Source organism: Streptomyces sp. NPDC091649, assembly GCF_044756785.1.
In the GTDB taxonomy this organism is placed as follows: domain Bacteria; phylum Actinomycetota; class Actinomycetes; order Streptomycetales; family Streptomycetaceae; genus Streptomyces.
The window spans coordinates 1-17,342 of sequence record NZ_JBIVTR010000015.1 but is presented as its reverse complement, the minus strand read 5'-3'; the positions used below and the strand labels follow the sequence as shown (position 1 = coordinate 17,342).

Annotated in this window: 12 protein-coding genes; 6 read left to right on the top strand and 6 right to left on the bottom strand. The window is 69.7% G+C overall.

The features are described 5' to 3' along the window. Window positions 1–194: 194 nt before the first annotated feature. From yjfF to ACIQMU_RS23250, 4 genes are all read right to left on the bottom strand, one after another. Complete coding sequence (yjfF, locus tag ACIQMU_RS23265) at window positions 195–1,172, bottom strand: galactofuranose ABC transporter, permease protein YjfF (protein WP_402689598.1); 978 nt, start codon at window positions 1,170–1,172, stop codon at window positions 195–197. Next, complete coding sequence (locus ACIQMU_RS23260) at window positions 1,169–2,176, bottom strand: ABC transporter permease (RefSeq protein WP_352242308.1); 1,008 nt, start codon at window positions 2,174–2,176, stop codon at window positions 1,169–1,171. The genes yjfF and ACIQMU_RS23260 overlap by 4 nt, the downstream gene beginning before the upstream one ends. Beyond that, window positions 2,173–3,723, bottom strand: coding sequence for a sugar ABC transporter ATP-binding protein (locus ACIQMU_RS23255; RefSeq protein WP_352242309.1), 1,551 nt, complete (start codon window positions 3,721–3,723; stop codon window positions 2,173–2,175). The genes ACIQMU_RS23260 and ACIQMU_RS23255 overlap by 4 nt, the downstream gene beginning before the upstream one ends. Window positions 3,724–3,799: 76 nt before the next feature. After that, the gene (locus tag ACIQMU_RS23250) at window positions 3,800–4,765 is read right to left on the bottom strand and encodes an ABC transporter substrate-binding protein (RefSeq protein ID WP_402689597.1); all 966 of its coding nucleotides are present in this window, start codon (window positions 4,763–4,765) and stop codon (window positions 3,800–3,802) included. Between the two features lie 342 nt (window positions 4,766–5,107). On the opposite strand from ACIQMU_RS23250, the gene ACIQMU_RS23245 reads away from it, so the two are divergent. The 4 genes from ACIQMU_RS23245 to araA all read left to right on the top strand — a co-directional run bounded on the left by ACIQMU_RS23245 (window position 5,108) and on the right by araA (window position 10,129). After that, a complete protein-coding gene (locus ACIQMU_RS23245; RefSeq protein WP_352242310.1) occupies window positions 5,108–6,139 on the top strand; it encodes a LacI family DNA-binding transcriptional regulator in 1,032 nt (343 codons plus the stop codon). 141 nt (window positions 6,140–6,280) lie between these two features. Next, window positions 6,281–7,957 (top strand): ribulokinase, encoded by a 1,677-nt coding sequence (gene araB / locus ACIQMU_RS23240; protein ID WP_352242311.1) that lies wholly within the window; start codon window positions 6,281–6,283, stop codon window positions 7,955–7,957. Next, window positions 7,957–8,619: an L-ribulose-5-phosphate 4-epimerase gene (locus ACIQMU_RS23235; protein ID WP_352242312.1), complete on the top strand. Its 663-nt coding sequence runs from the start codon at window positions 7,957–7,959 to the stop codon at window positions 8,617–8,619. The genes araB and ACIQMU_RS23235 overlap by 1 nt, the downstream gene beginning before the upstream one ends. Window positions 8,620–8,638: 19 nt before the next feature. Continuing rightward, window positions 8,639–10,129, top strand: a complete 1,491-nt coding sequence (araA, locus tag ACIQMU_RS23230) for an L-arabinose isomerase (RefSeq protein ID WP_402689596.1) — start codon at window positions 8,639–8,641, stop codon at window positions 10,127–10,129. A 1,037-nt stretch (window positions 10,130–11,166) separates the two neighbouring features. Here the strand turns inward: araA and ACIQMU_RS23225 are convergent. After that, a complete protein-coding gene (locus ACIQMU_RS23225) occupies window positions 11,167–11,373 on the bottom strand; it encodes an orotidine 5'-phosphate decarboxylase / HUMPS family protein (RefSeq protein WP_402689595.1) in 207 nt (68 codons plus the stop codon). 163 nt (window positions 11,374–11,536) lie between these two features. Continuing rightward, on the bottom strand, window positions 11,537–12,925 hold the full coding sequence (locus tag ACIQMU_RS23220; protein ID WP_402689644.1) for a family 43 glycosylhydrolase: 1,389 nt from the start codon (window positions 12,923–12,925) through the stop codon (window positions 11,537–11,539). A gap of 1,147 nt (window positions 12,926–14,072) precedes the next feature. On the opposite strand from ACIQMU_RS23220, the gene ACIQMU_RS23215 reads away from it, so the two are divergent. Both ACIQMU_RS23215 and ACIQMU_RS23210 read left to right on the top strand, forming a co-directional pair. Further along, window positions 14,073–15,476 (top strand): AbfB domain-containing protein, encoded by a 1,404-nt coding sequence (locus ACIQMU_RS23215; RefSeq protein ID WP_402689594.1) that lies wholly within the window; start codon window positions 14,073–14,075, stop codon window positions 15,474–15,476. 212 nt (window positions 15,477–15,688) lie between these two features. Further along, entirely contained in the window at window positions 15,689–17,089 is a 1,401-nt protein-coding gene (locus tag ACIQMU_RS23210; RefSeq protein WP_402689593.1) for a family 43 glycosylhydrolase, read from the top strand. Window positions 17,090–17,342 lie beyond the last annotated feature (253 nt).

Below are 17,342 nucleotides of genomic sequence, written 5' to 3'. Positions count from 1 at the left end.
GCCGGTCCACGACAGCCGCTGCGGCACGGACGGACGGTCGGCCACCGGCCGCACACCGCCATCCCGAGTCCGCGACTCGCCGCGGCAGGGGCCCGCGGCGAGTCGTCGGCCGGTCCGTCCGCCGGAGTTCCGCCGGCCGGCCCGGGTGCTGTCGTCGGCCCGTCCTCCCTGCGGACGGCCGTCGTCGGTGACGCTCAGGTCTTCCGGCGCACGATCAGACGCTGGAGCACGATGAAGGCGAGCAGGAGCACGCCGATGACGATCTTCGTCCACCAGGAACTGAGCGTGCCCTCGAAGGAGATCAGCGACTGTACGGTGCCGAGGACCAGCACACCCACCACCGAACCCGCCACATAGCCGGTCCCGCCGGCGAGCAGCGTGCCGCCGATGACGACGGCGGCGATGACGTCGAGCTCCATGCCGACGGCGTGCAGACCGTAGCCCGAGAGCATGTAGAGGCTGAACAGCAGGCCGCCCAGCGCGGAGCAGAAGCCGCTCACCACGTAGACGCCGACCTTGGTCCGGCTGGTGGCCAGGCCCATCAGGCGGGCCGAGGACTCGCTGCCGCCCACCGCGTAGACGGTCCGGCCGAAGCGCGTCAGGTGCAGGACGTACATGGCGGCCAGGACCACGGCCAGCGCGATCACGACGCTGTAGGTCAGTGTGATGTCGCCCGGCAGTGTGATGGCCCCGGCGGCGAATTTACGGAAGGCGGGGTCGGTGATGGAGACCGATTCGACGCTGATGAGGAAGCACAGCCCCCGTGCCAGGAACATGCCCGCCAACGTGACGATGAACGGCTGGACTTCGAAGTGGTGGATGACCAGGCCCATGAGCAGGCCCAGGGTGGCGCCGGACCCCAGGACCGCGACGATCGAGAGCAGCGGAGGCCAGCCCGCTTCCAGGGTGGCCGCGGCGATCATGGTCGAGAGGGCGGCGACCGCGCCGACCGAGAGGTCGATGCCGCCGGTCAGGATGACGAAGGTCATGCCCACCGCGAGGACGATGAGGAAGGAGTTGTCGACGAACAGGTTCGCGACCACCTGCCCCGACGCGAAGTTCTCGTAGCGGACGGACCCGGCCCCGAAGGTGACCACGAACACCGCGAAGGTGGCGACCACGGGCAGGAAACGCTGGGGAAAGCGCGCGGAGGAAAGAGCCAAGGTGCTCATCCGGCGGCCACCTCCTGGGAGCGGGGCGTGGGAGCAGCGGTCTTGCGGCGTGCGCGGAGCATCTTCGCCGTCCGGGGCGACTGGAGCAGGCAGACGACGATCACCACGACGGCCTTGAAGACCAGGGTGACGTTGGTCGGGACGCCGATGGTGTAGACGGTGGTGGTCAGCGTCTGGATCACCAGGGCGCCCAGCATGGTGCCGGCGAGGGAGTACCGGCCTCCGGCGAGCGACGTGCCGCCGATGACGACGGCGAGGATGGCGTCCATCTCGATCCACAGACCGGCGTTGTTGGCGTCGGCGGCGTTCACGTTGGAACTGATCATCAGGCCCGCGACACCCGCGCACAGACCGGCGAAGACGTAGACGGTCCAGATGATCGTGCGGGAGCGTACGCCCGCCAGCTCACCCGCTCGGGGGTTGATCCCCACGGCTTCGATGAGCATGCCCAGTGCGGTTCGGCGGGTGATGAGGGCGACGGCCGTCAGGACGGCGAGGCTGATCAGGATGGCGATCGGCAGGACGAGGAACCCCGAGCCGATCTGCCGGTAGAGCGGGTCCTTGACGGTGATGATCTGGCCCTCGGTGAGCAGCATGGCGCCGCCTCGGCCCGCCGTCATCAGTACCAGGGTGGCGATGATCGGCTGGATTCCGAGTACGGAGACCAGGAAGCCGTTCCACAGTCCGAGCAGGACGCAGACGCTCAGCGCCAGCAGGATCGCGGTCGCCGCGTGCCCGCCGCCGGATATGTAGGTGCAGGCGATCGCGCCGGCGATGGCGGCGACGGCCCCCACGGACAGGTCGATGCCGCGCGTGGCGATGACCAGGGTCATGCCGACGGCGATCAGGAGTGTCGGCGCTCCGTTGCGGAGGATGTCGACGAGGCTGCCGAAGAGGTGCCCGTCCTGGATCCGGAGTTCCACGAAGGAGGGCTCGACGGCGATGTTGAGGACGAGCAGCGCGATGAGGGCGACGAGCGGCCACAGCAGCCGCCCGCGCGTCATGAGGCCACCGCCGCGGTGTGGTTTCCGCTCGGAGCGGCGATGACCGACATGATGGTGTCCACCGAGACGTCCTGCCCGGTCAGTTCGGCCACCTTGTGCCGGTCACGCAGGACGACGACCCGGTCGGACACGCGTACCACTTCTTCCAGTTCGGCTGAGATGAACAGCACGGCCATTCCCTCGGCGGCGAGGTCGGCCACCACTTTCTGGATGTGCGCCTTGGCGCCGACGTCGATGCCCCGGGTGGGTTCGTCGAGGATGAGCAGCCGGGGGCGGGTGACCAGCCAGCGTGCGAGCAGCACCTTCTGCTGGTTTCCGCCGGAGAGGGTGCTCATGATGGCGTCGGGGTCGGCGGGACGGATGTCCAGTTTTTCGATGTACTCCCGCACCAGCGCCTCGGAGGTGCGCCGCGGGATGGGGCGCGCCCAGCCGCGGGCGGCCTGCAGGGCGAGCACGAGGTTGTCGCGGACGCTGAGATCGGCGACCAGGCCCTCGGCCTTGCGGTCCTCGGAGCAGAAGGCCACACCCTGGGCGATCATCGTCCGGGGGCCGCGGGGCCGGAGTTCGGTGCCGTTGACGGTGAGCGTTCCGGTATGCGCGCGGTCCGCGCCGAAGAGCATCCGGGCCAGTTCGGTGCGGCCCGAGCCCAGCAGGCCGGCCAGACCGACGACCTCCCCGGCGTGGATCTCCAGGTCGACGGGTGCGATGGCGCCCGTACGTCCCAGGGCGACCGCGGTGAGCAGCGGCGCGGTGCCGGGCGCCCGGGCCTCCGAGCGCCGCTGTACCTCCTCCAGCTCTCCCAGTTCACGCCCGAGCATCGCCGAGACCAGCTCGATGCGGTTCATCTCGGAGGGCAGGTACTCGCCGACGAGGGAACCGTTGCGCAGGACGGTCATGCGGTCGGCGATCTCGTAGACCTGGTCGAGGAAGTGGGAGACGAACAGGATGGCGACCCCGTCGTCGCGCAGCACCCGCACGATCCGGAAGAGTTCGGCGACCTCGTCGGCGTCGAGGCTGGAGGTGGGCTCGTCCAGCACCAGGACACGCGCGTCCACGACCAGTGCCCTCGCGATCGCCACGAGTTGCTGCACGGCGATCGGGTGCGAGTTCAGCGGTGAGGCGGGGTCGATGGACAGGCCGACGCGGGCGAGGAGCTCCTTGGCCCGCGCACGCATGGCCCGCCCGTCGATGTGTCCCAGCCGGCGCGGCTCGCGGCCCAGCAGGATGTTCTCCGCCACCGAGAGGTTGGGCAGGAGGTTGACCTCCTGGTAGACGGTGCTGATTCCGGCTTCCTGAGCCTGACCGGGCGCGTCGAAGGCGACCGGTTCGCCATGCAGGTGTACGGCGCCCGTCGTCGGAGGGTGCACGCCGGTGAGTGCCTTGATGAGGGTGGACTTGCCCGCCCCGTTCTCGCCCATCAGAGCGTGCACTTCCCCGGGGAGCAGGCGGAAGTCGACGCCTGAGAGAGCCTTGACGCCGGGAAACTCGACGCTGATGTCGCGCATCTCGACCACCGGGGTGCTCGTGAGCGCTGAGGAATCGGTCATGACCAGTGCTTTCGTCGTGGGAACAGTCCCTGCCGCCGTCAGGTCGGGCGTGGTGGCAGGGACTGGAGCTCTTGGGTCAGTACTGCCGGCCGGGCAGCGCCTTCTTCGCCTGCTCGGGCGTGAAGGTGGTCTCCTCGGTGACCACCCGCTTGGGGACCTTCTCGCCGTCCACGACCTTCTTCGCGAGGTCCATGAGCTGGTCACCGAGGAGCGGGTTGCACTCGACGATGTAGTTGATCTCCCCGGCGGCCAGTGCCTGCATCCCGTCCTTGACGGCGTCCACGGTGATGATCTTGATGTCCTCGCCGGGCTTCTTGCCGGCGGCCTTGATGGCTTCGATGGCGCCCAGTCCCATGTCGTCGTTGTGGGCGTAGACCACGTCGACGTCGGGGTTGGAGCGCAGGAACGCCTCCATGACCTGCTTGCCGCCGGAGCGGGTGAAGTCGCCGCTCTGGGAAGCCTTGATCTTGATGTCGGGGCGCGTGGCGATCTTCGCCTCGAAGCCCTTCTTGCGGTCGATGGCGGGAGCGGCGCCGGTGGTGCCCTGCAGTTCCACCACGTTGACGGGGCCCTCGGTGTTCTCCACCAGCCACGCGCCGGCCTTCTCGCCCTCCTTGACGAAGTCGGAGCCGAGGAACGTCTCGTACAGGCTGTCGTCCTCGGAGTCGACCGCGCGGTCGGTCAGGATCACGGGGATGCGGGCCCGCTTGGCCTCCAGCAGCACCGCGTCCCAGCCGGTCTCCACCACCGGGCTGAAGGCGATGACGTCGACCTTCTGCTGGATGTAGGAGCGGATGGCCTTGATCTGGTTCTCCTGCTTCTGCTGGGCGTCGGAGAACTTCAGCTCGATGCCCGCCGTCTTCGCGGACTGCTGGATGGACTTGGTGTTGGCCGTACGCCAACCGCTCTCGGCGCCGACCTGGGCGAAGCCCATGGTGATCTCGCCGCTGTCGCCGTCCTTGGCCGAGGTGCCGCCCGAACCACACGCCGTCAGTGTGGCGAGCAGCAGAACGCTGACACCCGTGGCGATCTTCTTCAACACTGCTTCCTCCGTGCTCAACTGTGCCCACTCGGGTGGCGAGCTTCGCGTGACCGGAGTCACTGGTGCATCAGAGTGAACGCTCACATCTGTCCAGTCAACCCCTTCGTTACGGCGATTTTGCGCGTCTGAGGGCGGGGGAGGGGATGGGATATGTTAGCGCTCATCATGGAGAGGCCCCGGATGTTCACGAGGCTCGGGGCGCCTCGCGCCCGGATCACGACGGACGCGGGGAGGGGGCGGTGCGCTGGCTGTCGGCCCCCTAGCCTGGTTAAGGTTCGAGGTGCCGCGTCCCTGCGTGGTCCCTCACAGGTGTCGGGCAGGCAGAAACGGCGGAGTCAGGAGATGCAGGTGGAGGACACCGCGGCGGCTGCCCGGGTACGCGAGCCGGCGATGACGGATGTGGCACGGCTCGCCGGGGTCTCCCACCAGACGGTCTCCCGTGTCCTCAACGGGCATCCCAATGTCCGGGAGCAGACGCGGCTGAGAGTGCGTGCCGCCATCACCGAGCTGGGGTACCGGCCCAACCGTGCCGCACGCACCCTGGTGACCGGCCGGTCCCAGCAGATCGGCGTGGTGGCGCAGAACTCGACCCTGTACGGGCCCACCTCCATGCTGGCCGCCTTCGAACTGGCCGCCGCGGCCCAGGGCTTCGCGGTGAGCGTGCGGCGGGTGCGCGTCCTCGACCGCTCCTCCATCGCCGCGGCGGTGGAGCACCACCGCGACCAGCGGGTCGCCGGCATCGTGGTCATCGCCCCCACCGCCTCCGCCGACGAGGCGCTGGCGGAGATTCCCGCCGACGTTCCCCTGGTCGCCGTCGACGGGGACCCCGGCCGGGGCGGGGCCCTGGTCACGGTCGATCAGGAGGCGGGCGCCTTCGCCGCCACCCGGCACCTGCTGGAGGCGGGGCACCAGACCGTGTGGCACATCTCGGGCCCGTCCGACTGGTTCGACGCCGCGGGCCGGGCGCGCGGGTGGCGGCGCGCCCTGCAGGAGGCCGGCGCCGAGATCCCGCCCGTCAGTTCCGCGGACTGGAGCGCGTCCTCCGGCTATCGCGCGGGCCAGATGCTGGCCCGTATGCCGGATGTGACCGCTGTGTTCGCGGCCAACGACCACCTCGCCCTCGGAGCCATCCGCGCCATGGCCGAGCGGGGCCGTCGCGTCCCTCGCGATGTGAGCATCGTCGGATTCGACGACGTACCCGAGGCCGAGTTCTTCTCGCCCCCGCTGACCACGGTGCGCCCCGACTTCGACGGGGTGGCCACCGAGACCCTCAGCCTTCTGCTGGCCCGGATCGAGGGTGAGTCGGGGCCCTCGCTGCGCACACTCAACCCCACGCTCATCCCGCGGGAGAGCGTCGCGGCTCCGCGCGACTGAGCCAAGCCCTCAGTCGATCTTCATGATTCCTGCCTGAGCACGCTCACATGCCAAGACATTCCTGTCGGCGGATGTCTTGACGCGCAGATTGTTAGCGATAACACTTCGGGTGTCCTTCTACGAACGATCAAAGGTGGCTTCATGGCCGACGAACCTGACTCCCTCGTAGTCGGTGTCGACTACGGCACGCTGTCCGGACGCGCCGTAGTGGTGCGGGTCCGGGACGGCGCCGAGCTGGGCACGGGCGTCCATGCCTACCGCCACGGTGTCATCGACCGGACCCTGCCCGCGACGGGGCGGACCCTCCCGCCGGACTGGGCGCTACAGGTCCCCGAGGACTATCTCGACGTCCTGCGGATCGCCGTGCCGGCCGCGATCGCGGACGCCGGGGTCGATCCGGCCCGTGTCATCGGGATCGGGACCGACTTCACCGCCTGCACGATGGTGCCGACCACCGGGGACGGGACCCCGCTGTGCGACCTGCCCGAGCTCGCCGGGGATCCGCACGCGTACGTCAAGCTCTGGCGCCACCACGCCGCCCAGCCGCAGGCCGACCGGATCAACGCCCTGGCGCGGGCGCGCGGGGAGAAGTGGCTGCCGAGGTACGGAGGGCTGATCTCCTCGGAATGGGAGTTCGCCAAGGCGCTGCAACTGCTGGAAGAGGCGCCCGAGGTGTACTCGGCCATGGAGCGCTGGGTGGAGGCCGCCGACTGGATCGTCTGGCGACTCACCGGGGTGTACGTACGCAACGCGTGCAGCGCCGGTTACAAGGGGATCCACCAGGACGGCGAGTACCCCGCCCCGGACTTCCTCGCCGAACTGAACCCGGCCTTCGCCGACTTCGTGACCGAGAAGCTGGACCAGCCCATCGGCCGGCTCGGCGACCGGGCCGGCGGTCTGAGCGCCGAGGCCGCGGCCTGGACCGGACTGCCGCAGGGCATCGCGGTCGCCGTCGGAAACGTCGACGCGCACGTCACCGCACCGGCGGCCGGCGCCGTGGAGCCCGGTCAGCTGGTCGCGATCATGGGCACCTCCACCTGCCACGTCCTCAACGGCGACACCCTGCGCGAGGTCCCCGGCATGTGCGGCGTGGTCGACGGCGGCATCGTCGACGGGCTGTGGGGTTACGAGGCCGGACAGAGCGGCGTGGGAGACATCTTCGCCTGGTACATCGAGCACCAGGTCCCCGAGAGCTACCACGTGCGGGCCCGGGAGCGCGGCCTGTCCGTCCATGAACTGCTCACCGAACTGGCCGCGAACCAGCAGGTGGGCGAGCACGGGCTGATCGCCCTCGACTGGCACAGCGGCAACCGCTCGGTCCTCGTCGACCACGAACTGTCCGGGATGGTTCTGGGACAGACCCTCTCCACCCGGCCCGAGGACGTCTACCGCGCACTGCTCGAAGCCACCGCGTTCGGCACGCGCACGATCGTGGAGACCTTCACCGCCGCGGGCGTACCCGTCGACGAAGTCATCATCGCCGGCGGCCTGGTGCGCAACCCGTTCCTGATGCAGCTCTACTCCGACGTCCTCGGCATGCCGCTGTCGATCATCCGCTCCACCCAGGGGCCGGCCCTCGGGTCGGCACTCCACGCGGCCGTGGCCGCGGGCGCGCACCGCGACGTCCGGGCCGCCGCCACCGCCATGGGCTCGGTCGACCGGGCCGTCTACCGGCCGCGCCCCGCGGAAGCCGCCGCCTACGACCGGCTCTTCGCCGAGTACACCACCCTGCACGACCACTTCGGCCGGGGCGGCAACGACGTCATGCGCAGACTGCGCGCCATGCGCCGTTCCGCCGTCGAATCGAAGGAGAAGTGATGAGCGCCGCCGACAGCGTGAAGAACCTCCGGCAGACCGTCGCCGACCTGCACCGCGAACTGACGCGATACGGGCTGGTGATCTGGACCGCCGGAAACGTCTCGGCCCGCGTCCCGGGGGAGGATCTCATGGTCATCAAGCCCTCCGGCGTGTCCTACGACGACCTCAGCGCGGACACCATGGTCGTGACCGATCTCCACGGCAACCTGGTCGAGGGCGACCTGGCGCCGTCCTCGGACACCGCCGCCCACGCGTACGTCTACCGGCACATGCCGGAGGTCGGCGGCGTGGTTCACACCCACTCGCCGTACGCCACCGCCTGGGCCGCGCGCGGCGAACCCATCCCCTGCGTCCTGACCATGATCGCCGACGAGTTCGGCGGCGAGGTCCCGGTCGGCCCCTTCGCGCTGATCGGCGACGACTCCATCGGGCGCGGCATCGTGGACACCCTCCGCGACAGCCGCTCGCCCGCCGTCCTCATGCGCAGCCACGGCCCCTTCACCGTCGGCCGCGACGCGCGCGCGGCGGTGAAGGCGGCCGTCATGGTCGAGGACGTGGCCCGCACCGTCCATTACGCCCACCAGCTCGGTACCCCGGACGCCATCGACGCGGCCGCCGTGGACCGGCTCTACGAGCGCTACCAGAACGTCTACGGCCAGTGAGCCCACGAGGGGAAGACCGATGAACACCACAACCAAGCCGCAGATCTGGTTCCTGACGGGAAGCCAGCACCTCTACGGCGCCGAGACCCTGAACCAGGTCGCGGAGCAGTCGTCCAGGATCCAGGAGATGCTGGCCGGCTCCGGACGGATCGGCGCCGACATCGTGGGAAAGCCGGTCCTGACCGAGGCGTCGGCCATCAGGCGGACCCTGGAGGCCGCCAACACCGACCCGGACTGTGTCGGAGTGGTCGCGTGGATGCACACCTTCTCTCCCGCGAAGATGTGGATCTCCGGGCTCGACGCGTTGCGCAAGCCGCTGCTGCACCTGCACACGCAGCTCAACCGGGAACTGCCGTGGTCGTCCATCGACATGGACTTCATGAACCTCAATCAGGCCGCCCACGGCGACCGGGAGTTCGGCTTCATACAGACCCGCATCGGGGTGGCCCGCAAGACCGTGGTGGGCCATGTGTCGGATCCGGAGGTCGTCCGGCGGGTCGACGACTGGGTCCGGGCGGCCATCGGCTTCCACCGCATGCGCAACCTCCGTCTGGTGCGCTTCGGTGACAACATGCGCGACGTGGCCGTGACCGAGGGCGACAAGGTCGAGGCGGAGCTGCGGTTCGGCGTCAGCGTCAACACCTACGGCGTCAACGACCTCGTCGAGCTCGTCGACGCCGTGCCCGCCGACGAGATCGACAAGCTCGTCGGCGAGTACGCCGAACTCTACCGACTGGCACCGGAGTTGATGCGAGGCGGCGATCGCCACTCGTCGCTGCGCGATGCGGCCGCCATCGAGGCCGGTCTGCGTCGGTTCCTGGAACAGGGCGGCTTCGGCGCCTTCACCACCAACTTCGAGGACCTCGGTGGACTGCGCCAGCTTCCCGGCCTGGCCGTCCAGCGCCTCATGGCCGACGGATACGGCTTCGGCGGCGAGGGCGACTGGAAGACCTCCGCACTGCTCGCCGCCGCGAAGGCCATGGGGCCGAGGGCCTCGTTCATGGAGGACTACACCTACCACTTCGGGCCCGGCACACCCAGGACTCTCGGTGCCCACATGCTCGAAGTCTGCCCCTCGATCGCTGACGCCCGGCCGTCCTGCGAGATCCACCCCCTGTCGATCGGAGGGCGTGAGGACCCGGTGCGCCTGGTGTTCGACGCCGCCGCCGGTCCCGCCACGGTGATCGGCCTGGCCGATATGGGCGACCGTTTCCGGCTCGTCGCCAACGACATCGATGTCGTCCTGCCGGACGAGCCGCTGCCGTGCCTGCCGGTGGCGCGGGCGGTGTGGGAGCCGCGGCCCTCGCTGTCCACCTCGGCCGAATGCTGGCTGATGGCCGGAGGCCCGCACCACACGGTCCTCACCACGGCGGGGTCGGACGTGCTGCGTGACTTCGCGCAGATGGCCGGCACCGAGCTGGTGATGATCGACGACACCACGACGGCCCATGACTTCGAGGACCGTCTCCGCTGGAACCAGGCATACCACCGGCTTGCCCAGCGGATGTGACGGTGGCCGAGGCGTGATCCCGGCCGCATCCGCGGTCGGGGTCGCCTTCCGCATGGCCGCCGCGCGCCGCTGAGGATCAACTCCCCGGGGGCGTCCGGGGTCTGAGCCGCAGCCGCCCGGCGGCATCCGGCTCTCAGGACCCGAGGCGGCCGAACGCGTCCCTGGAAGACCTGGGGACCCGGGAGCGGATCGAAAGGAAGATCTAGGGACCCGGGAGCGGGCCAAAAGGGCGGGCCGTCCCTGGTTCGGCGGCCCGCATCCCTCCTGCCCGTGACCCGGCGGTACGCCCGCGGCAGCCCTTTCCCGTGCCCGTCCGGCGCGGACCTCCCGCACATTCCGCGGTGCCCCTTCGACCACTCGGTGGCACACCTCAGGACGGCGGCCTTCAGGCGCTCGCCCGCCACCGTCACCGATGGCCTCGACGCACCGTCCGAGCCGCCGATCGTCCAGACGGCCACCGCCCCCCGGATCACCGCCCGTTCTCGCCGGAGCGGGCGACCGGGCGCCCCGACCTCCTGGAGCTGGACAAGAGGCTCCGGGGCCGGTCGGACGACAGGAGGCACGGGGAGACGGTCGACCCCGCGCACCGGAACGCGTACGCGTACGCTCCGGGCTGGCTCTACCCGGACGACTCTCCACGGCCCCGGCGGGAAGACCGGCGGCCGGCCCGCTGGAGCGCCGCTCACGGCTCCAGGTTGGCGCGGACGAGTCGGAATGCGGCCGCAGGGTCCGCGGCACGGGTGACGGTCCGGCCCACGACGACATGTGACGCACCTGAGGCAACGGCAGCACGCGGTGTCCCGGTCCGGGCGTGCTCACTCGGGGACTCAGCAGGAGCGCGACTCCCGGGGTGACGATCAGGGTGCGGACTCCCAACACACCACGCAGTGGCCCGGCCTCCCGCGGCGATGCGGTCACGCCATGGCAACCGGCGGCTTCCGCCAGGCGTGCCGGCCGCGACACCTGTTCCTCGGTCGAGGCCGAGCCGGTGACTCCGATGTCGGCGAGATCCGATCTCGTCATGCCGGTGACGACGGTCAAGGCCGGCACGCGAAGCGTGGGAAGTCGCGGGCCGCCTCGACAGCGGCGGACATGATGCCGGTGCCGCCCATGCTGTGGACGGTCGCCATGGAGACCCCCAGAGCACCAGCGGCGCGGACCGCGCCGGCCACGGAGTTCGGAATCTCGAAGAGCTTCAGGTCCAGGAAGACCTCCTTTGTCAGAGCACTGCGGAGGGCGCGCATGGATAAGCCCAGGGTCTTTCGTCCGGATCATGTCGGGCTCGCGGGGCCCGGCACGCACACCTGCCGCGTTGTCGTCGGTCGCCCACGCTCCGCGGTGACCGACTCCTCCGCCTCGCAGCCGCACGCACCGGACCCCGCTTCCCGATGCGACCCGGGACAGCCCTCAGGTGGCGGAGTAGGTGGCGTCGGCCCGGTCCAGCGCCGAGTTCACCGGCTGCAACTGCAGAAGGCTGTCGTAGTGCCGCAGGTAGCGGCCCGGGTAGTTGAACGACTCGAAGGAGAGACCGGCCGAGGCGTCGGCCAGACCCGGCCTGCGGTGGAAGGAGGCGTCACCGGAGAACAGAGACGATCCGTCGTTCCTCTCCAGCCAGACCTCGAAGCCCTTGTGGCGCAGGTAATGGCCGGGGAAGTTCGCCGACTCCAGGGAGACCGTGCCGTTTCCGGCCAGTCCGCTGACGATACGGAACTGCGAGTCGGCGAGGTCGGTGACGTTCGCCTCCACACGGGCGCGGAGACCTGAGTGGCGGATGTACCGGTCGGGGAAGTTGAACGAGGAGAAGCGGACGGGCGTGGGGCCTTCGGCCACGGGTATGCCGAAGTTGGGAGTGCCGTCGCTGTTCCAGTACAGCTTCTGCATCCGGGTCTGCCGGTTGGGGTCGTTCAACGGGTCGCCGTTGATGTCCCGGTAGGTGCGGGAGTGGTAGACCATGATGTCCGACGCACCGTCCTCGGAGACGGTGAAGGAGTTGTGGCCCGGACCGTACTGGCTCGTCGCCGTGTTGCTGGTGAAGACGGGCGTGGGCTTCTTCACCCAGGAGGCGGGGTTCAGCAGATCGGCCGTCCGGTCGGCCGTGAGGAGCCCCAGGCAGTAGTTGCTGTCGGTGGCACTGGCGGAGAAGGTCATGAAGACCTTGTCGCCCTTGCTGATGAAGGCCGGCCCTTCATTGACCCGGTGGCCTCTGGTCTCCCAGGCGTGGGTGGGGGAGGCGATGCGGGCGGGGCTGCCGCTGATGGTCCAGGGGTTGGACATCCGGGCGATGTAGATGCCCGTGCCGTCGCCGACGGCGGGATCGGCCTGTGCCCAGCTCAGGTAGCGGGTGCCGTTGTGCACGAAGGTGGTGGCGTCCAGGGAGAACGTGTTCAGCGGCAGACTGATCCGCCCCTTCTCGCTCCAGGCGCCGGTGAGCGGATTGGCGGCGCTCGACTCCAGGACGTACGGGCGGATCGCCCACGGGTCGTCGGTGGGAGCCGCGGCGAAGTAGACGTACCACTTGCCGTCGATGAAGTGGATTTCCGGAGCCCAGATGTGCGCGCCCATGTCTCCGTCGGCGTGCTTGGTCCAGATCGTGGTCTCGGGGGCGGTCGAGAGTCCTTGCAGCGTGGTGGCGCGGCGCAGGACGATGCGGTCGTAGGCGGGAACGGTCGCGGTGTAGTAGTAGAAGCCGTCCGTGTGCTTGTGGATGTGCGGATCGGCGCGTTGCTGGGCGATCGGATTCACGAACGCCGCCGCCGGGGTGGGCGGAGCCGCCGCGGCGGGAGTGGGTATGCCGATCGACAGCACGGCCAGGACGGCCGACGCGGTGAGCAGGCCGCGACTTCTGAGCCTCACGTGGATCTCCTTCGTCGATGACGCGCGGACGTCAGCGGACCGGTGTCCGGCGTTCGCTCCGGGCGGGAGAAGCGCGGACGGGGCGGCCATGTCTGCGCGCGGGAAAGCGGAGGGCGCCGGGAAGGTGGTGTCTGCGCGCGGGAAAGTGGAGGGCGCCGGGGAAGGTGGTGTCTGCGAGCCGTGCAACCGCCCGCCCGGCGGTCAGCCCGGCAGCGGCTCCTTGAGGACGGTGCGGTCACGAAGGACCTCTCCTGACGACACGGCTCCTCCCGAAAACGAGTAGGGCGGGTGCGTGGTGGATCGGCCCGCCCATCACCGACGAGCGGTGGAAGGAGGATCCGATCAGTGTGAACGTTAACAGTGCTTGTTCATCGGCTCAATCCCTCGGAAACAACTCCTCGCGTCGTCCGTACCCCCTGGCGGGCGGCTCCCGTTGGCCGGGGCTGCCCCCGGTGGGTCGTCGCACTCGCCAAGCGTCGCGAAACACTGGCATCGGCCGCGCCGAGGCGAAGCGGCGAAATGGAGGAGGGCGGTTCCGCGGTCCGCCTGTCCGGTCGTCGGCGGAAGTGAACTCGTAGCCGCCGCTTGAGTGTTATCGATAACAGCAGGGGTTGTCGGTGGCGGGTGTGTGAGCTACGTTACGTGCTGCTCACCGCCGCCGGTCCGGCGTTCGAACCCATCGCGGGCCGGCTGCTCACGAGGAGCGTTCGCGGTCGACCGCGTCGGGCCGGTCAGCGAAACCGCCGCTGCCGGGCGACGGACACCGAGCGCCTTCCCGGCGGTCGCGAGAACGAAGGGCCCGAGTCGGCGGAGCCCGGAGGTATCGCTGCTCCACGGCGTCATACCGCGTACACGCGGGTGCTCTCTTCGCCCTGCCTCCCCGGCTGTCCTGCCTGCCTCATCCCATGCACCGCATCGCAGAAGGAACCGACCGACCGCTCCTGATCTCCCTTCGGAAAGCAGGCCGGGTATCCCCGCTTCCCCGCCCCGCCCGCCCCCACACGCGAATGGATTCCTCACGAGAAGACCTCATCGGAGACGGTTCGCCCGCTGGCTCGTCGCGGCTTCGCTCGCCACCGCCGTCGTCGCCGTGCCCGCACACGCTGCCCAGCCCACCGACACATCCCGGCCCATCGAGGCGGCAAGCAACGCGACTGCGGCCGCCGACGCGGCACGTGACGCCACGGTGGCCGCCGGCGATGCGGGCTACGTCATGGGCTACTTCAAGGAGTCCCTCAACGGATCGGGCGACGTGAACGCCCTCCACCTGGCCCTGAGCACCGATGGCCTGGAGTGGACGCCGCTCAACGACAACAAGGCGGTGCTCACACCCACGGCCGGCACCAAGGGGCTCCGCGATCCCTTCCTGTACCGGCTCAACGACGGTACCTGGGTGGCCGTGGCGACGGACATCCCCAGAGGTGGCGATTTCGCCGCGCCCAATCCGAACATCCACGTCTGGACCTCCCCGGACCTGGTGAACTGGTCCGCCGACCGGCTGCTCAACGTCAACCGGACCAATCCGAACTCCTACAGCTGGGCGCCCGCCGTCCACTGGGACCGGAACCGGCAGGCGTACGGAATCACCTACTCGACGGTCCCCGAGGGCAACGGGTACTCGGTCATCGCGGTCGCGTACACCACCGACTTCCGCACCACCACCGCGCCCACGACGTTCTTCGACGGCGGCCCGGCGGGCGTCATCGACTCGCACGTCGTGACCGACGTCAACGGCATGAACTACCTGTACTACAAGGACCACGCGACCGGCGGCCTCGTCGGCGCCCGGTCGGCGTCGTCGGACCCGGGCAGCTTCAGGCGCTACGGCGGCACTCTCGCCGAGAACCCGTGCACCGAGGCCCCGACCGTCGTCAAGTCCCTGACGTCCGGCACGTGGCAGGTCTGGGGCGACACCTTCTGCCCGAACGCGAGGTTCGATGTCTGGGAGGGGGACCTGACGTCCGCTTCCTGGACGAAGCTCGACCGCAGGCGGTACACCGCGCCGTTGAACGCGAAGCACAACACCATCCAGACCGTGACCGCCGCGGAGTACGACCGGCTGCTGCGGACGTACGGCGGCACGGAGGGAAAGCGGCTGAAATCGTACAACTTCCCGGGCCACTTCATCCGGCATGTCGACTTCGACGCCGGGATCGCCGAACAGCCGTCAGAGCCCCACCTGGACTCCGTGTGGCGCCTGACGCCGGGTCTGGCCGACGCCGACGGCGTCTCGTTCGAGTCCGTGAGTTTCCCCGGCCACTACCTGCGGCACCAGGGGTTCGAGGTCAAGCTCCTCCGCGACGACGGAACGGCACAGTTCGCGCAGGACGCCACATTCCTTCGTGGGCCGGGTCTGGCGGACCCGAACTGGTCGTCCTTCCGTTCCCTCAACCACCCCGCACGCCATCTCCGGCACGCGGGCTTCGCCCTGCGCATCGATGAGGCGGTGAGCGCCGGCGACCGTGCCGACGCGACCTTCCGCGTCGGGTACTGACCTGTCGCCGATCCGCCAGGAGCCACCACCGGGGCCGCAACTCGCGTGCGGTGTGCGCGAGGAACGCCCCGATGCCCGCCCCTGACCGCTCTCCCGCTCCTTCCGCCCCTCACCCAGCACGACCGACGCCCCCAGGAGGCACGGTGCCATTCGCTCGACAACGAACATCGGCAGGACGACTTCTCCTGTTCGCGGTGGCTCTCGTCACCATCATGAGCATCAACCTCATCGGATCCCCCCGGGCCGAGGCGGCGCCCGGCCCCTCCTTCACCAACCCCGCGGTCGGCGCGCCGAACAGCGCCGACCCGACCCTGGTGTACCACGAGGGCTTCTACTACTACGTCGCCACCACGTGGTCGTCCGACATCGTCATGCGCCGGTCGCCGACGCTGGCCGGTCTGCGCGACGCCCCGGAGCGCCTGGTCTTCCGCACCGGCGGGACCGCCATGTGGGCGCCGCACCTGGAGATGGTCGGTGACCGCTGGTACCTGTACTACTCGATCGAGCAGAGCGGCGGGCCCCGCAGGACACACGTCCTGGAGAGCTCCGGGCGTGACCCGCTGGGGCCGTACACCGACCGCGGCATCATCGACCTCATGCCCGACAACGGCTGGGCCATCGACGCGAGCCTGCTGAAGCTCAACGGCAGCCTCTACATGACGTTCTCCGCGTTCGCCCCGCAGGACAACCTGCAGTCGCTCTACATCGCGCCCATGGCGAACCCGTGGACCGCCGCGGCGACCGGGACGCGGATCTCTGCCCCGACCCTGGCCTGGGAGCGGCAGGACGGAGCGGTCAACGAGGGGTCGTTCGCCCTGCAACGTGACGGGCGTACCTTCCTCACGTACTCGGCCAGCCACTGCAACGGCCCCAACTACAAGCTGGGCATGCTGGAGTACCGGGGCGGCAGCCCTCTCGCCGCCGCGTCGTGGACCAAGCACGCCGACCCCATATTCCAGCGCGACGACTCCGCCGGCGTCTTCGGGCCGGGACACCACTCGTTCTTCTCCTCTCCCGACGGCAGCGAGACCTGGATCGCCTACCACGCGAACTCCTCGGCCGCGCAGGGCTGCGGGACGTCGCGCACGACCCGCGTGCAGAAGATCTCCTGGAAGGCGGACGGCACACCCGATCTCGGTACTCCGGTGTCCACCTCGACCGTCGTCCAGGGGCCGTCCGGCGAGGCGGGCGCCGCCGCGGCACCGGTCGCACTCCGCAACAGGCACAGCCGCCTGTGCCTGGACGACCGTGACTGGGCGACCGCGCCCGGGTCGGCCGTACAGCAGTGGACCTGCAACGGGGCTGCGGTACAGGACTGGGCCATGACGCCGGTGAGCGGCGGCTACTACCAGGTCCGCAACCGGCACAGTGGTCTGTGCCTGGACAACTACGACTGGGGCACCGCGCCGGGGGCCGAGGTCCGGCAGTGGACCTGCAACGGGAACAACGCCCAGCAGTGGCGCGTCAGCGCGGTGGGGGAGGGCTTCTCCACGCTCAGCAACCGGCACAGTGGTCTGTGCCTGGACAACTACAACTGGGGGACCGCGCCGGGCGCCGAGGTCCGGCAGTGGACCTGCAACGGGAACAACGCCCAGCAGTGGAGCATCGGCTGATCGCCGGCTTCCCCGGCTCAGCGCCCGTACCCCGTCGGCGGGACCGTCTGCCCTCGGCGACATGAACCCCCGGTGGCTGCCGATCGGCCGGCAGCCACCGGGGGTTGTCGTGGACGGGGTGCGCAGCAAGGCCGACGGGCCCCGCCTCCTGCCCTGACGTGGTCAGTCCTCCGAGGGGGCGAGGCGCTTGAGTTCGGCCTCGGTCGACTTGAGCAGGTCGTTCCAGGACGCCTCGAATTTCTCGACGCCTTCG

Bases quoted from the DNA above. Each gene is read 5' to 3' on its own strand.
- ACIQMU_RS23225 (WP_402689595.1), bottom strand. From the start codon at position 11,373: ATGCGCGCCCTCCGCAGTGCTCTGACAAAGGAGGTCTTCCTGGACCTG.
- ACIQMU_RS23260 (WP_352242308.1), bottom strand. From the start codon at position 2,176: ATGACGCGCGGGCGGCTGCTGTGGCCGCTCGTCGCCCTCATCGCGCTG.
- ACIQMU_RS23210 (WP_402689593.1), top strand. From the start codon at position 15,689: ATGAGCATCAACCTCATCGGATCCCCCCGGGCCGAGGCGGCGCCCGGC.
- ACIQMU_RS23255 (WP_352242309.1), bottom strand. From the start codon at position 3,723: ATGACCGATTCCTCAGCGCTCACGAGCACCCCGGTGGTCGAGATGCGC.
- araB (WP_352242311.1), top strand. From the start codon at position 6,281: ATGGCCGACGAACCTGACTCCCTCGTAGTCGGTGTCGACTACGGCACG.
- ACIQMU_RS23235 (WP_352242312.1), top strand. From the start codon at position 7,957: ATGAGCGCCGCCGACAGCGTGAAGAACCTCCGGCAGACCGTCGCCGAC.
- ACIQMU_RS23245 (WP_352242310.1), top strand. From the start codon at position 5,108: ATGCAGGTGGAGGACACCGCGGCGGCTGCCCGGGTACGCGAGCCGGCG.
- yjfF (WP_402689598.1), bottom strand. From the start codon at position 1,172: ATGAGCACCTTGGCTCTTTCCTCCGCGCGCTTTCCCCAGCGTTTCCTG.
- araA (WP_402689596.1), top strand. From the start codon at position 8,639: ATGAACACCACAACCAAGCCGCAGATCTGGTTCCTGACGGGAAGCCAG.